This window comes from Achromobacter ruhlandii, from assembly GCF_902859695.1.
Taxonomy (GTDB): Bacteria; Pseudomonadota; Gammaproteobacteria; order Burkholderiales; family Burkholderiaceae_B; genus Achromobacter; species Achromobacter ruhlandii.
This window is the reverse complement of sequence record NZ_CADIJL010000045.1, coordinates 1-13,648: the sequence shown is the minus strand read 5'-3', so window position 1 is coordinate 13,648 and position 13,648 is coordinate 1. Positions and strand designations below refer to the sequence as shown.

The window sequence follows — 13,648 nt, the reverse complement described above, 5'->3', positions numbered from 1 at the left end:
AGGGTGTCAGGAGTCGGCGGCTTCGCTGGCGACGCTTTCCAGCATGTAGCCGAGCCCGCGCACGGTGACGATGCGCACGTCGCTGCCGGCGAGCTTCTTGCGCAGGCGGTGCAGCACCACCTCGATGGCGTCGGGGTTGGCCTCGCTGTCGTGGGTGAAGACCTTGCCGAACAGCTGCGACTTGTCCACCGGATAGCCGCTGCGGGTCAGCAGCGCCGCCAGGGCGGCGTGCTCGCGCGGGGTCAGGAACAACAGCGAGCCGTCGAGCGTGAAGGCGCGGCTCTCGCTGTCGTAGGACAGCGAGCCGCACTGCAGGCGCGGGTGCTGGCGGCCGCGGCTGCGGCGCACCAGCGCGGTCAGGCGGGCTTCCAGTTCTTCCAGCGCGAACGGCTTGGTGAGGAAGTCGTCGGCGCCCAGGTTCAGGCCGCGCACGCGGTCCTGCAGCGCGCCCTGGGCGGTCAGCAGCAGCACCGGGGTGCGGTCGTCGCGGTTGCGCATCTCGCGCAGCACCACCAGGCCATGCTTGTCGGGCAGGCGCAGGTCCATGACGATGGCATCGTATTCGGTGCCCGCCATGAAGGCTTCGGCCGTGCGGGCATCGGCCGCGTGATCCGGCACGAACCCGCTCTGCGCGAGCGCGCGCATCAGCCAGGACGCCATGTCCCGTTCATCTTCAACCAACAATATGCGCATGACCGTCCGTTCCTTCGGGCAAGTTCTCTGCCGTCCGCTGCCCATGCACGCGCTGACGCAGGTAGCGGGTTTCGTGATGACGCCGAAAGAGGATTGCCGACAACTCGTTCAACGCCTGGGTATAGACGTCCCGCTTGAACTCGATCACGGCATCCAGCGGCACCCAGTACTGGCTCCAGCGCCAGGCGTCGAATTCCGGATGCTGCGTCGCGCGCAGGCAAACGTCGCTGTCACGTCCCACCAGGCGCAACAAGAACCAAATCTGTTTTTGTCCTTTATAGTGGCCACGCCACTCACGCCGGACGAAGTGATCGGGCACGTTATAACGTAACCAATCGCGTGTACGCCCCAAAATACGGACATGCTCGGGCTTCAGGCCCACCTCTTCATGGAGCTCGCGATACATGGCCTGCACCGGGCTTTCGCCGTACTTGATGCCGCCCTGCGGGAACTGCCAGGCATGTTCCCTGATACGCTTGCCCCAAAAGACCTCGTTTCGACCGTTGACGAGAATGATGCCGACATTGGGGCGGTAGCCTTCGCGGTCAAGCATGGGCCACCCCCACCGAATTCAATACAATTACAGTCGATTATACGTATCTGCTGCCACCTTTAAACATGCGCGCATCCAACTACCACATCAACACCCTCAAAGAAGCCCCTTCCGAAGCCGAAGTCGCCAGCCACCAGCTGATGACCCGGGCCGGCATGATCCGCAAGCTCGCGGGCGGCATCTACACCTACATGCCCCTGGGCCTGAAGATCATCCGCAAGGTCGAGGCCATCGTCCGCGAGGAAATGAACACCTCGGGCGCGATCGAGCTGCTGATGCCGGTGGTCCAGCCGGCCGAGCTCTGGATGGAATCGGGCCGCTGGGAGCAATACGGCGCGGAACTCCTGCGCATCAAGGACCGGCACCAGCGCGATTTCGTGCTGCAGCCGACCTCGGAAGAGGTGATCACCGACATCGCCCGCAACGAGATCCACAGCTATCGTCAGCTGCCGCTGAATTTCTATCACATCCAGACCAAGTTCCGGGACGAGCGCCGCCCCCGCTTCGGCCTGATGCGCGGCCGTGAATTCACCATGAAGGACGCCTACTCCTTCGACCGCGACGAAGCCGGCGCCCAGAAGAGCTACGACACCATGTACGCCGCCTACATGCGCATCTTCGGCCGCCTGGGCCTGGAATTCCGCGCCGTGGCGGCCGACACGGGCTCCATCGGCGGCACCCGCAGTCATGAATTCCAGGTGATCGCCGACACCGGCGAAGACCTGCTGGTCTACAACGCCGATTCCGACTACGCCGCCAACATCGAGCTGGCCGAGGCCCCCAGCCTGTACGCCGAACGCGGCGCGGCCACCCAGCCCATGGCCGACGTGGCCACCCCGGGCGCCGCCAAGTGCGAAGACGTGGCCCGCCTGTTGGACCTGCCGCTGGAACGCACGGTGAAGTCGATCGTCCTGGCCACCGACGGCGACAAGGGCAAGGTCGATATCTGGCTGCTGCTGCTGCGCGGCGACCACGAACTGAACGAGATCAAGGCCAGCAAGCTGCCCGGCCTGGCAGGCTTCCGCTTCGCCACCGAAAGCGAAATCGTCGAACATTTCGGCTGCAAGCCCGGCTACCTGGGCCCGGTGCGCACCGCGCGCCCGGTGCACGTCATCGCCGACCGCACCGTGGCCAACATGGCCGATTTCGTCTGCGGCGCCAACCGCGAAGACTTCCACATCCAGGGGGTGAACTGGGGCCGCGACCTGCCCGAGCCCGAGCAAGTGGCCGACCTGCGCAACGTGGTGGCCGGCGACCCCTCGCCGGACGGCAAGGGCACGCTGTCGATCCAGCGCGGCATCGAGGTCGGACACGTTTTCTACCTGGGTAAAAAGTACTCCGAAGCCCTCAAGGCCACCTTCCTGGACGAGACCGGCAAGCCGGCCGTCCTGGAGATGGGCTGCTACGGCATCGGCATCACCCGGATCGTCGGCGCGGCCATCGAACAGAACCACGACGACCGCGGCATCATCTGGCCGCGCGCCATCGCGCCGTTCGAAGTGGTGATCTGCCCGGTGGGCTGGGGCAAAAGCGAAACCGTGCGTAACACCTCCTTGAAGCTGTACGAATCGCTGCTGGCGCGCGGCGTGGACGTCATCCTGGACGACCGCGATGCCCGCCCCGGCGTGATGTTCGCCGAGTGGGAATTGATCGGCGCGCCGCTCCGTGTAACAGTTGGAGAACGCGGTCTGAACGACGGTGTGGTGGAATTGCAGGCCCGTCGGGAAACCGAAGCGGCCAAGATTCCGGTAGAGTCCGCGCTTGAAGCCGTGCTGACGAAACTCGACACGCTGTAAACCTTATAGCAACTACGGACTTTTCGCGTCCCGACCCGCATCATCGAAACCCGCATCGTGACCGATCCGAAGTCCCCCGAATCCCGCCTGCAGGTCCGTGTCTACTATGAAGACACGGACGCGGGCGGGGTGGTTTTCTACGCCAACTACTTGAAATTCCTGGAACGCGCCCGCACCGAGTGGCTGCGCGACCTGGGAGTCAACCAATCCGGCCTGGCCGCCAGCGAGCAACGGCTGTTCGTCGTCCGCTCGCTGGACATGTCCTATCGCAAGCCGGCCAGACTGGACGATTTGCTTACCATACGCAGCCGGGTCACACGACTGGGCCGCGCTTCGATACACTTCGCGCAGCGCGCAGAACGGGACGGGGAACTGCTTGCCGAAGGCAATATCCAAGTCTGCTGCGTCGATGCCGTCAACATGCGGCCGGTGGAACTGCCGGCCGACGTCCGCGCCAAACTGGAATCAATTCAGGAATAACCATGCAAGCCACCAACGACATGTCGTTGCTTTCGTTGATTTCGCACGCCAGCGTGCCGGTCCAGCTGATCATGCTGATGCTCCTGGGCATCTCGATCATGTCCTGGACCTACATCTTCGCCAAGCGGCTGGCCATCAAGCGCGCCCACGCCCAGACCCGCCGCTTCGAGGATGATTTCTGGTCGGGCGGCGACCTGTCCATGCTGCAGCAGGCCGTGGCCTCGCGCCGCGACGAGCAAGGCGCCCTGGCCCGCATCTTCGACGCCGGCATGACCGAATTCCTGAAAGCCCGCCGCGGCAGCGCCAGCACGGACGCCACCGCCCTGCTCGACGGCCCGCGCCGCGCCATGCGCGCCGCCTACCAGCGCGAAATGGATGCGCTGGAATCGCACCTGAACTTCCTGGCTTCGGCCGGCTCCGTTTCGCCCTACATCGGCCTGCTGGGCACGGTCTGGGGCATCATGCACGCCTTCATCGGCCTGTCGAACATGCAGCAGGCCACGCTGGCCTCGGTGGCTCCGGGCATCGCCGAAGCGCTGATCGCCACCGCCATCGGCCTGTTCGCCGCCATTCCCGCGGTGGTCGCCTACAACCGCTTCACCAACGACATCGACCGCATCTCGATCCGCTTCGACAGTTTCGTCGATGAGTTCCTGAACATTCTGCAACGGCAGGTGCGCTAATGCCCTCGGTAAGCTCGCGCGGCAGATCCGGCCGCCGCATGAAGGCCGACATCAACGTGGTGCCCTACATCGACGTGATGCTGGTGCTGCTGGTCATCTTCATGGTGACCGCGCCGCTGATCACGCCGGGCCTGATCCAGTTGCCCTCGGTGGGCGCGGCGTCCGATGTCCCGGTCAAGCCGCTTGAAGTCCAGATTTCGGAAGACGGCAAGATCGCGCTGCGCATGCGCGAACCGGGCGCCACCCTGCAGGACATCGCCCGCCCCGAACTGGTGGCGCAGGTGCGTTCGCGCATCACCGCGGAAACCCCGGTGGTGATCGCGGCCGACGGCAAGGTGCCCTACGAGACGGTCGTGAAGGTCATGGACGAGCTGCGTACCAATGGCATCACCCGCCTGGGCCTGCTGGTGGACCAGTCCGCCGGCGGCAACCAGCCCGCTCCCGCGAAGAAACGCTAACGCGACGCCCTCCGCCGGCGCCGCCGGCTTGCAACGCTCATGACGCCACCCATCATTCGACACCACAGCGGCCCCCCGGCCACGCCGCCCAACAACGACAACCGGATCGCCCTGATCCTGGCGTTGCTGGTGCACGCGCTGCTGCTGGCCGTGTTGATCTTCAACCTGAACTGGCGCACCGAAAACCCCGGCCCGGTGGAAGTGCAACTGTGGGCCGACGGCAATTCGCCCGTCTCGCCCCCGCCGCAACCCCAGCCCGAGCCTCCCAAGCCCCAGCCCCAGCCCAAGCCGCAACCCGAGCCGGAACCGGAAAAGAAGCCCGAGCCTCCTCCTCCTCCGCCGCCGCCCAAGCCGGAAGCCCAGGTCCAGCCCAAGCCCGACGAAGTCGACCCTGAGATCGCCCTGCAGGAAGCCAAGAAAAAGCGCGAGCAGGAAGAAAAGGCCCGCCAGGCCGCCGAAGCGGCCAAGGAGAAGGCGCGCCTGGAAGAAGAGCGCAAGCAGGCCGAACTGAAGGAAAAGAAGCGCCTCGAACAGGAACGCCAGGCGGCCGAGAAAGCCGCGGCCGACAAGGCGGCGGCGGAAAAGGCCGCTGCCGAGAAGGCCGCTGCCGAGAAGGCGGCCGCCGAGAAGAAGGCCAAGGAAGACGCCGCCAAAAAGGCTGCCGCTGACAAGGCTGCCGCCGACAAGGCCGCGGCGGAAAAGGCGGCAGCCGAGAAAGCCGCCGCTGAAAAGGCCGCGGCCGAAAAGAAGGCCAAGGAAGAGGCCGCCAAGAAGGCCGCCGCCGACAAGGCCCTCAAGGATGCGTTCCGCAACGACGCCCTGGGCGCGGCCGGCATCCCCGGCGGCACCGCCGACCGCAACCAGGCCGGTGGCGGGCGCGACAGCGGCTATGGCGCCAAGGTGCGCGCCTGCGTGCAGCCCGGCGTGGCCTACCCGCCGCCGCCGCGCAGCGGATCGGACAATCCGACGGCCCAATACCGGGTACAGTTAGGTTCTGACGGGAAGGTTAACGGGGTCACGTTGACCAGTTCTTCCGGCAACCCGGGCTTCGACCGCGCGGTCGAGACCGGCATCCGCCGTTGCAACCCCTTCCCCAAGCCTTCGACCGGCCGCTACGAGCCCATCATTGACGTTGTGTACAGAATGTATGATTGACAGGAGATTGCTGATTATGACTCCCGCCCATAGCCGACGAGCTTCCCCCCTCGTTCTCTGGCGATCGTATGGATTCGGCCTGTTGCTGCTGGCGCTTGCCTGCCTGATGGCCATCAAGCCCGCCCAGGCCCAGCTGCGTGTCGATATCTCCGGCACCGGCGCCACCCAATATCCCGTCGCCATCGCCGATTTCGCGGTGGACGACACCCATGGCCGCGCCCTGGCCGACGTGATCCGCGCCGACCTGACCCGTACCGGCCAGTTCCGCCTCATCAACGCCGCCGGGTCTGGCCTGAACGTCGATTCGCCCATCGCCCATGACGACTGGCGCGCCAAGGGCGCCGACTTCATCGCCTATGGCAGCATCGTGCGCGGCAACGACGGCCGCTACGACGTGCGCTACCGCCTGGCGGACACGGTCAAGAAGGGCCAGCTGGATGGCGTCGCATTCTCCGGCACCGAGCAGGAACTGCGCCGCGTCGCCCACCAGATCGCCGACCGCATCTATGAAAAGATCACCGGCGTGCGCGGCGTGTTCTCGACCCGCATCGCCTACGTGCTCAAGCAAGGCGCCACCTATGAACTGCAGGTGGCGGACGCCGATGGCCAGAATCCGCAGGTCGCCCTGCGCTCGCGCGAGCCGATCATTTCGCCGTCCTGGTCGCCCGATGGCTCCAAGCTGGCATATGTGAGCTTCGAATCCGGCAAGCCGGTGGTGTACGTGCACACCCTGGCCACCAGCGCCCGCGTGCCGGTCGCCAACTTCAAGGGCAACAACAGCGCCCCCGGCTGGTCGCCCGACGGCACCCAGCTCGCCGTGGCCCTGACGCGTGACGGTCTGTCGCAAATTTACATCGTTAGCGCGGCCGGCGGCTCGAATATGAAGCGAGTTACGCGTTCTCCCGGGATTGACACCGAGCCGAGCTTTACGCCGGACGGCCGTTCCATTATCTTTACCAGTGACCGCAGCGGCGGGCCGCAGATTTACCAAACCGGCCTGGACGGTGGCGATGCTCGCCGCCTCACGTTTAATGGTGGTTACAACATCTCACCCCGAATTTCCCCCGATGGATCGACGCTGCTGTACGTTGCCAGACGCGATGGCGCGTTCCGTATCGCATCGTTGAACCTGTCCTCCGGCTCGGAGAACTTGTTGACCGATGGTCGTGACGATCAGTCGCCAAGCTTCGCGCCGAACGGCATGCAAGTCCTCTACGCCGCGATCCAAAACGGACGTAGCGTGCTTGCAGGTGTTTCGAGCGATGGTCGCGTACGGCAGACGCTTTCGGTACTGAACGGGGAAATACGTGAACCGACTTGGGGCCCATTTACCCGATAACACGTGTGACTCTCTTTGCAAAGGAACTATCATGAAGTCGCGCATTGCCAAAAGCCTAACCATCGCCGCTCTGGCCGCCACCCTGGCAGCTTGCAGCTCCGTCCCTCTCGACGATAAAGCGGGTCAGGGCGGAGGCGCTGGCCAAGGATCCTCGGCCTCCGGCCAGATCCTTGATCCCTTCAACCCCCAAAGCATCCTGGCGCAACAGCGCTCGGTATACTTTGACTTCGACAGCTACACGGTGTCCGACCAGTACCGCGGCTTGGTGGAAACCCACGCCCGTTACCTGGCCTCGCACCAGCAGCAGAAAATCAAGATCGAAGGCAACACCGACGAACGCGGCGGCGCCGAATACAACCTGGCCCTGGGCCAGCGCCGTGCCGACGCCGTGCGTCGCATGATGACCCTGCTGGGCGTCAGCGACAACCAGATCGAAACCATCAGCTTCGGCAAAGAAAAGCCGAAGGCGACTGGCTCGTCGGAAGCCGACTTTGCGGAAAACCGCCGCGCCGATATCGTTTATCAGCGCTAAGCTTTCCGTATAGTTAAGTGCCCCACCACGCGTCGGGACGGTCAACCGGCCGTCCCGACGTTTGCTTTTATCCCCCGGGAATTTTCATGCGCGATAACGTTCTGTCCCTGCGTCCCCTGATGGCGGCCACTGGCCTGGTGCTGGCCGCCCTGACGGCGCCCGCCCACGCTTTCTCCGATGATGAGGCCCGCAAGGCCATCCTGGATTTGCGCCAGCAGGTGCAGCAACAGAACGAGCAGAGCCAACGGGCCAAACTGCAATTGGCCGACCAGATCCAGGCGCTGCAGCAGGAAATCGCCCAATTGCGCGACCAGCTCGAACTGGTGTCGCGCCAGCAGCCCAGCGCCAATAAGCCGGGCGGCGCGCCAGGCGGCGCCAACCCGCCGGGCGCCACGGCCGGCGACCCGCAGGAGCAGGCCGCCTACGACGGCGCCATCGACCTGTTCCGCAAGGGTCAGTACAAGGAGGCGTCCGAATCGCTGGCCGCCTTCACCGCGCTCTACCCCGCCAGCCAACTGGCGCCCAGCGCCCAGTTCTACCTGGGCAGCAGCCGCTACGCCCTGAAGGACTTCAAGGGCGCCATCGAGCAATTGAACGCCATGGTGCAGAAGGCGCCCGACAACGCCCGCGCCCCCGACGCGCTGCTGGTCATCGCCGGCAGCCAGATCGAGATGAACAACCGCGCCGGCGCCAAGACCACGCTGCAGCGCATCGTGCGCGACTACCCGACCACGCCGGCCGCCAACACGGCCAAGAGCCGCCTGCAACTGTTGCAGTAATGGCGGAAGCCGCTTCCGCGGTCGCCGCTTACCGGCACATCCTGCGCCGCCGCGCGGGGCTCATCGCCCTGCTGCTGGCGGCGATTTGCATTGGGCTGCTGCTCGACTTCACGCTCGGCCCCTCGGGCCTGGGTTGGAGCGAGCTGTGGCGCACGCTGAGCGCGCCGGCGTCGGCCGATCCGACGCTGCGCGTGATCGTCTGGGACATCCGGCTGCCCTACGCCCTGATGGCCGCGCTGGTCGGCATGGCGCTGGGCCTGGCCGGGGCGGAAATGCAGACCATCCTGAACAATCCCCTGGCCAGCCCGTTCACGCTGGGCGTGTCGTCGGCGGCCGCCTTCGGCGCGTCGCTGGCTATCGTGCTGCACCTGGGGCTGCCCGGCATCCCCGACGGCTGGCTGATCGCCGGCAACGCCTTCCTGTTCGCCATGCTGGCGGCCCTGCTGCTGGACGGCGTGGCGCGCCGGGGCGGCATCAACACCTCGGGCGTGGTGCTGTTCGGCATCGCCATGGTGTTCACCTTCAACGCGCTGGTATCGCTGGTGCAGTTCACCGCCAGCGCCGAGGCGCTGCAGAGCCTGGTGTTCTGGACCATGGGCAGCCTGGCGCGCTCGAGCTGGACCACCGTGGCCGCCCTTGGGCTGGCGTTCGCGCTGGCGCTGCCGCTGGCCATGCGCCAGTCCTGGAAACTGACCGCGCTGCGGCTGGGCGAGGAACGCGCCGCCAGTTTCGGCGTGGACGTGCGCCGTGTGCGCGTGACGGCGCTGGCGCGCGTCAGCCTGCTGTCGGCGCTGGCGGTGGCGTTCGTCGGCACCATCGGTTTCATCGGCCTGATCGCGCCCCATATCGCCCGCCGGCTGGTGGGCGAGGATCACCGCTTTTTCCTGCCGGGCAGCGCGTTGGTCGGCGGCGTCATCCTGTCGCTGGCCTCGGTGGCGTCCAAGAACCTCGCGCCTGGCGTCATCGTGCCGGTCGGGATCGTTACCTCGCTGATCGGCGTTCCATTCTTCGTCGCGGTGGTGCTGCGCCGGAGGCTGCCATGACGGGCGCCACGCGTGCGCCGGCGCTGGCGATCGACGGCATCAGCGCCGGCTATGGCGGCACGGACGTGCTGCACGACCTGTCCTTGCCGCGCCTGGGCGCTGGCGAGGTCACGGCCCTGCTGGGCCCGAATGGCAGCGGCAAATCGACGCTGCTCAAGGCGCTGGCGGGACTGGTGAAGGTGCGCGCCGGACAGGCGCGACTAAACGACCTGGAGCTGGCGCGGATGGATTTCGCCACCCGCGCGCGCCATCTGGTCTATCTGCCGCAAAGCCTGCCGGCCGCCGTGCACCTGCGCGTGTTCGAATCGGTGCTGGTGGCGGCCCGCGCCAGTGAGGCCGAGGGTCCGCCGACGGACCTGCACGGGATCGACCGGCTGCTGGAAAGGCTGGGCATCGGCCATCTGGCGCTGTCCTACCTGGACGCGCTGTCCGGCGGCCAGAAGCAGCTGGTGGGGCTGGCGCAGGCGCTGGTGCGGCGGCCGCGCGTGCTGCTGCTGGACGAACCGCTGTCGGCGCTGGACCTGAATTACCAGTTCCATGTGATGCGGCTGCTGAAACAGGAAACCGCCGACCACGGGCTGATCACGGTGATCGTGCTGCATGACCTGAACGTGGCGCTGCAGCACGCCGACCGGGCGGTGATGATCCATGGCGGCAGGCTGGTCGCCGCAGGCGCGCCGGCCGACGTCATCACGCCGGCCTCGCTGGCCGCCGTGTATGGCGTGCGAGGCCGGGTCGAGGCCTGCTCGCGGGGACGGCTGCAGGTGCTGATCGACGATCTGGAGGCCGATCCGCACTGACCCCGCGGCGGCGTCCGCCTGCCCGCGCCATGGCGCGGGGCTTTCCAGGCTGCGCTAGGCGCGCTGCGCCACGTCGGCGACCGGCGCGCCGGTCATGGCGGCCAATTGCCGCGGCGTCAGGTTGAAGACCGCGTGCGGGTGCCCCGCCGCCGCCCACAGGCTGTCGTACTGGAACAGGTCCTGGTCGAGCAGCATCACGGGCTTGACCGCGTGACCGATCGGGCAGACGCCGCCGATGGCGTAACCGGTCATCTCGCGCACGAACTTGGCATCGGCCTTGGCCAGCGCGCCGACCTGCTCGGCGACCTTGGACTCATCGACGCGGTTGATACCGCTGGCGATGACCAGCACCGGCGCGTCATCGGCGGCCCGGCGGAAGATGATCGACTTGGCGATCTGTGCCACCTCGCACCCCAGCCCCGCAGCCGCCTCGGCCGAGGTCTTGCCCGTCTGCGGTAGCACCACCACCGGCTTGTCATGGCCCATCTCGGCCAGCAGGCGGGCGACGCGTTGGGCGGACTCGGGAAGATCGGCGGGGGTGGCGAGGGACATCTGACGAACTCCGTTCAGGACAAAAAGATCGGGAATTGAGTTTATCAGCCCGGCGAATGCCCCCGCCGCGGACGCGGGCGTGCCGCTGCCGCGGGAGTGAAACGGCTAGAATGCCCGGCTGGCTTTCCCGACCCCGACCCGATGCGTTCCGAACCCGTCCTGCCCCTGCAAAGCGCCGATATCGGCGGCTATGCCATGTCCTACACCGAGTACGGCGAAGGGGCGCCCCTGGTGCTGGTGCACGGCTCGCTGTCGGACTGTCGCTACTGGAAATCGCAGATGGCGCCGCTGGGCCGTTCGTTCCGGGTGCTGGCGGTATGCCTGCGCCGCTATTGGCCCGAAAGCTGGGATGGCGAAGGCGACGGTTTCTCGGTGGCGCAGCACGGCGCCGACGTGCTGGCGTTCATCGACAAGGTGGCGGGCGGTCCCGCCCATCTGGTGGGCCATTCGCGCGGCGGCCGCGTGGCCCTGGAAGCCGCGCTGACCCGCCCCGACGCACTGCGCAGCCTGACGCTGGCCGACCCCGGCCTGCCGCTGCCTGGCGGCGACGACGCCCGGGGCGGCTTTCGCCAGCGGGCGCTCGAACTCATCCGCGACGGCGCCGTGGAAGAAGGCCTGGCGCTGTTCGTGGACACAGTGACCGGACCGGACACCTGGCAACGCATGGTGCCCTGGTTCAAGGAAATGGTGCGCGACAACGCCGGCACGCTGTTCGGCCAGGCTCGCGAGACGCCGGCCTCGCTGAGTCCGCAGGAGATCGCCTCGCTGACACTCCCGACGCTGCTCATCGGCGGCGCGTTGAGCCCCGATCCCTACCCCGCCGTGCTCGACGCGCTGGAGAGCTGGCTGCCGCAATCGCGGCGGGTGGACATTGCCGGCTCGTCGCACGGCATGAACCTGGGCAATCCGCGCGCCTTCAACGGCGCCATCGAATCGTTCCTGCGCGGTTGAGCGGCGCGCGCCGTCAGGGCTCGACCGACGGCGTGTGCTTGAGGCGCTTGAGCACGAAGGTCGAGCGGCTGTGCCGCACACCGGGCAGCTTGTAGAGCCGCTTGCGCAGGAACTCTTCATAACCTTCGGTGCCGGCCACCGCGACCTTGATCAGGTAGTCGTATTCGCCCGTCACCAGGAACGCTTCCACCACTTGCGGCAGGCGGGTGATCGCCTCGCCGAAGCGCGCCAGCGTGTCGTCGTCGTGGTGCTCGAGCGTGACCTCGATCATGACCGTGTCCGGCAGGCCCAGCGCCTTCTGGTTCAACAGGGCCGCGTAGCCCTCGATGACGCCCGCGTCCTCCAGCGCCTTGACCCGGTTCCAGCAGGGCGTGGGCGACAGGCCGACCTGCTCGGCCAGTTTCAGGTTGGTGAGGCGGCCGTCGGCGCGCAGGGCGCGCAGGATCTTGCGGTCGGTTTCGTCGATTTTGGGTGGGGTGGACACGGCGGAAAATCCGTAGAAGAGACTATCCCTGTAAAACCTGATTCTAGAGGATATATATTCCTTCAATACCGCCAAATTGGCGGGAATCAGGAAACCTATTTTCCCGACCCGGCCGTAGACTCTCCATCAAGACGGGCATTACCCCGCCCGTCGGATCCAGCGCCCGCGCCGTGGCACAACCCGGCGCTGACGCCGGTGTAGTCCACCGCAGTGTGCCGCGCGCCGATCCGCGCGGCGGGAAATCATGTCTCACGCAGCAGCAGTCCCCGCAAGAACCGGCCTGGGCCTGTCCGGCACCGCCATGCTCCTGGCCGCGCCGGCGCTCTTCGCCTCCAACATGGTGGCCGCCCGCTGGGCCCACGACGCCGCCCTTCCCCCCGTTTTCCTGGCCTTCGGCCGCTGGCTGATCGCCTTCCTGATCCTGTTGCCGCTGGCCGCGCCGACCTTGCTGCGGCATCGCCGGGCGCTGTGGCGCGGCCTGCCCACGCTGCTGCCGCTGGCGGTGCTGGGCATGGGCGTGGCGGTGGCGCCGCAGTACATCGGCGCCCAAAGCACCAGCGCCACCAACATCGCCCTGATCTTCTCATGCAGCCCGATCCTGGTGGCGCTGCTGGAGGCAGTCATCTGGCGCAAGCCCCTTTCGCCCCTGCGCGCCGCCGGGCTGGCGCTGGCGCTGGGCGGCGTGCTGGTGGTGCTGACGCGCGGCGACGCCTGGGCGCTAGCGCGGCTGGCGTTCGGCCAGGGCGACCTGTGGGTGCTGCTGGCCGCCACCGGCTGGGCGCTCTATACGGTGCTGCAGAAGCGCCTGGCGCAGCCGGCGGTGCCGGATGGCGCGCGGCTGGCGGCGATGATGCTGGGCGGCGCGATCGCGCTGGCGCCGTTCGCCGGCATCGAAGCCGCCACCGGCGCCACCCCGCCCTGGAGCGATCCACGGCTGGCGGCGGTGCTGCTGTTCCTGGCGGTGGTGCCGAGCCTGGGCGCGTATTACGTCTACGGCCGGTTGATCAGCCGCGCCGGTCCCGCCACGGCGGGCCTGTCGATGTTCCTCGTGCCGGTGTATGCCGCGCTGCTGGCCTGGCCGCTGCTGGGCGAGGCGCCGCAACTGTTCCATGCCTACGGCTTCGTGATGATCCTGCTGGGCGTGAAGCTGGCGTCCTCGCGCATGCGGGCGACGACGGCCGGGGCCGCCGCGCCGGCATGAAGCACACGTAGCGCCGACATGAAAAAAGGGCCGCCCGCATGAACTGACCCCAAGAAGTTGGACGGTAAAAAGCTAAGGTCCGAAGGCCTGGGTCCGGTACTGAACCGGGCTCAGGCCTTTTAGCTTGAGCTTGATGCGGTGGTGATTGT

General features: G+C 66.9%; 17 protein-coding genes. 12 read left to right on the top strand and 5 right to left on the bottom strand.

All coding sequences use genetic code 11. From position 1 onward, the window contains the following. Nucleotides 1-6 precede the first annotated feature (6 nt). Nucleotides 7-693 (bottom strand): response regulator, encoded by a 687-nt coding sequence (locus HV742_RS29515; protein ID WP_020925157.1) that lies wholly within the window; start codon nucleotides 691-693, stop codon nucleotides 7-9. Beyond that, the gene (locus HV742_RS29510) at nucleotides 674-1,246 is read right to left on the bottom strand and encodes an RNA pyrophosphohydrolase (RefSeq protein WP_049071340.1); all 573 of its coding nucleotides are present in this window, start codon (nucleotides 1,244-1,246) and stop codon (nucleotides 674-676) included. The genes HV742_RS29515 and HV742_RS29510 overlap by 20 nt, the downstream gene beginning before the upstream one ends. A 65-nt stretch (nucleotides 1,247-1,311) precedes the next feature. On the opposite strand from HV742_RS29510, the gene HV742_RS29505 reads away from it, so the two are divergent. The 10 genes from HV742_RS29505 to HV742_RS29460 all read left to right on the top strand — a co-directional run bounded on the left by HV742_RS29505 (nucleotide 1,312) and on the right by HV742_RS29460 (nucleotide 10,311). Next, complete coding sequence (locus HV742_RS29505) at nucleotides 1,312-3,042, top strand: proline--tRNA ligase (RefSeq protein ID WP_175147081.1); 1,731 nt, start codon at nucleotides 1,312-1,314, stop codon at nucleotides 3,040-3,042. Between the two features lie 57 nt (nucleotides 3,043-3,099). Continuing rightward, entirely contained in the window at nucleotides 3,100-3,522 is a 423-nt protein-coding gene (gene ybgC, locus HV742_RS29500) for a tol-pal system-associated acyl-CoA thioesterase (protein WP_049071336.1), read from the top strand. 2 nt (nucleotides 3,523-3,524) lie between these two features. After that, entirely contained in the window at nucleotides 3,525-4,205 is a 681-nt protein-coding gene (gene tolQ / locus HV742_RS29495; RefSeq protein WP_049071335.1) for a protein TolQ, read from the top strand. Continuing rightward, on the top strand, nucleotides 4,205-4,663 hold the full coding sequence (locus tag HV742_RS29490) for an ExbD/TolR family protein (RefSeq protein WP_006392914.1): 459 nt from the start codon (nucleotides 4,205-4,207) through the stop codon (nucleotides 4,661-4,663). The genes tolQ and HV742_RS29490 overlap by 1 nt, the downstream gene beginning before the upstream one ends. Nucleotides 4,664-4,702: 39 nt before the next feature. Continuing rightward, nucleotides 4,703-5,818: a cell envelope integrity protein TolA gene (gene tolA / locus HV742_RS29485; RefSeq protein WP_175147080.1), complete on the top strand. Its 1,116-nt coding sequence runs from the start codon at nucleotides 4,703-4,705 to the stop codon at nucleotides 5,816-5,818. A gap of 16 nt (nucleotides 5,819-5,834) precedes the next feature. Continuing rightward, nucleotides 5,835-7,157: a Tol-Pal system beta propeller repeat protein TolB gene (tolB, locus tag HV742_RS29480; protein ID WP_049071331.1), complete on the top strand. Its 1,323-nt coding sequence runs from the start codon at nucleotides 5,835-5,837 to the stop codon at nucleotides 7,155-7,157. 31 nt (nucleotides 7,158-7,188) lie between these two features. Then, entirely contained in the window at nucleotides 7,189-7,689 is a 501-nt protein-coding gene (gene pal / locus HV742_RS29475; RefSeq protein ID WP_006388738.1) for a peptidoglycan-associated lipoprotein Pal, read from the top strand. Between the two features lie 86 nt (nucleotides 7,690-7,775). Next, complete coding sequence (ybgF, locus tag HV742_RS29470; RefSeq protein WP_049071329.1) at nucleotides 7,776-8,468, top strand: tol-pal system protein YbgF; 693 nt, start codon at nucleotides 7,776-7,778, stop codon at nucleotides 8,466-8,468. Then, nucleotides 8,468-9,511, top strand: coding sequence for a FecCD family ABC transporter permease (locus tag HV742_RS29465; RefSeq protein ID WP_175147079.1), 1,044 nt, complete (start codon nucleotides 8,468-8,470; stop codon nucleotides 9,509-9,511). The genes ybgF and HV742_RS29465 overlap by 1 nt, the downstream gene beginning before the upstream one ends. Beyond that, nucleotides 9,508-10,311, top strand: a complete 804-nt coding sequence (locus HV742_RS29460; protein ID WP_175147078.1) for an ABC transporter ATP-binding protein — start codon at nucleotides 9,508-9,510, stop codon at nucleotides 10,309-10,311. The genes HV742_RS29465 and HV742_RS29460 overlap by 4 nt, the downstream gene beginning before the upstream one ends. Nucleotides 10,312-10,365: 54 nt before the next feature. Here HV742_RS29460 and HV742_RS29455 read toward each other — a convergent pair whose 3' ends face one another. After that, nucleotides 10,366-10,863: a YbaK/EbsC family protein gene (locus tag HV742_RS29455; protein ID WP_049071322.1), complete on the bottom strand. Its 498-nt coding sequence runs from the start codon at nucleotides 10,861-10,863 to the stop codon at nucleotides 10,366-10,368. A gap of 141 nt (nucleotides 10,864-11,004) precedes the next feature. Here HV742_RS29455 and HV742_RS29450 point away from each other — a divergent pair, with 141 nt between their 5' ends. Then, nucleotides 11,005-11,814 (top strand): alpha/beta fold hydrolase, encoded by an 810-nt coding sequence (locus HV742_RS29450; RefSeq protein WP_049071321.1) that lies wholly within the window; start codon nucleotides 11,005-11,007, stop codon nucleotides 11,812-11,814. 13 nt (nucleotides 11,815-11,827) lie between these two features. On the opposite strand, the gene HV742_RS29445 is transcribed toward HV742_RS29450, so the two are convergent. After that, on the bottom strand, nucleotides 11,828-12,298 hold the full coding sequence (locus tag HV742_RS29445) for an Lrp/AsnC family transcriptional regulator (protein ID WP_054416331.1): 471 nt from the start codon (nucleotides 12,296-12,298) through the stop codon (nucleotides 11,828-11,830). Nucleotides 12,299-12,542: 244 nt separating this feature from the next. Between HV742_RS29445 and HV742_RS29440 the strand changes: the two genes are divergently transcribed. After that, entirely contained in the window at nucleotides 12,543-13,499 is a 957-nt protein-coding gene (locus HV742_RS29440) for a DMT family transporter (RefSeq protein WP_232734932.1), read from the top strand. 72 nt (nucleotides 13,500-13,571) lie between these two features. On the opposite strand, the gene HV742_RS29435 is transcribed toward HV742_RS29440, so the two are convergent. Further along, nucleotides 13,572-13,648, bottom strand: a 77-nt coding sequence (locus HV742_RS29435; RefSeq protein ID WP_175121095.1) for an IS3 family transposase, incomplete at its 5' end; no start/stop codon positions are given.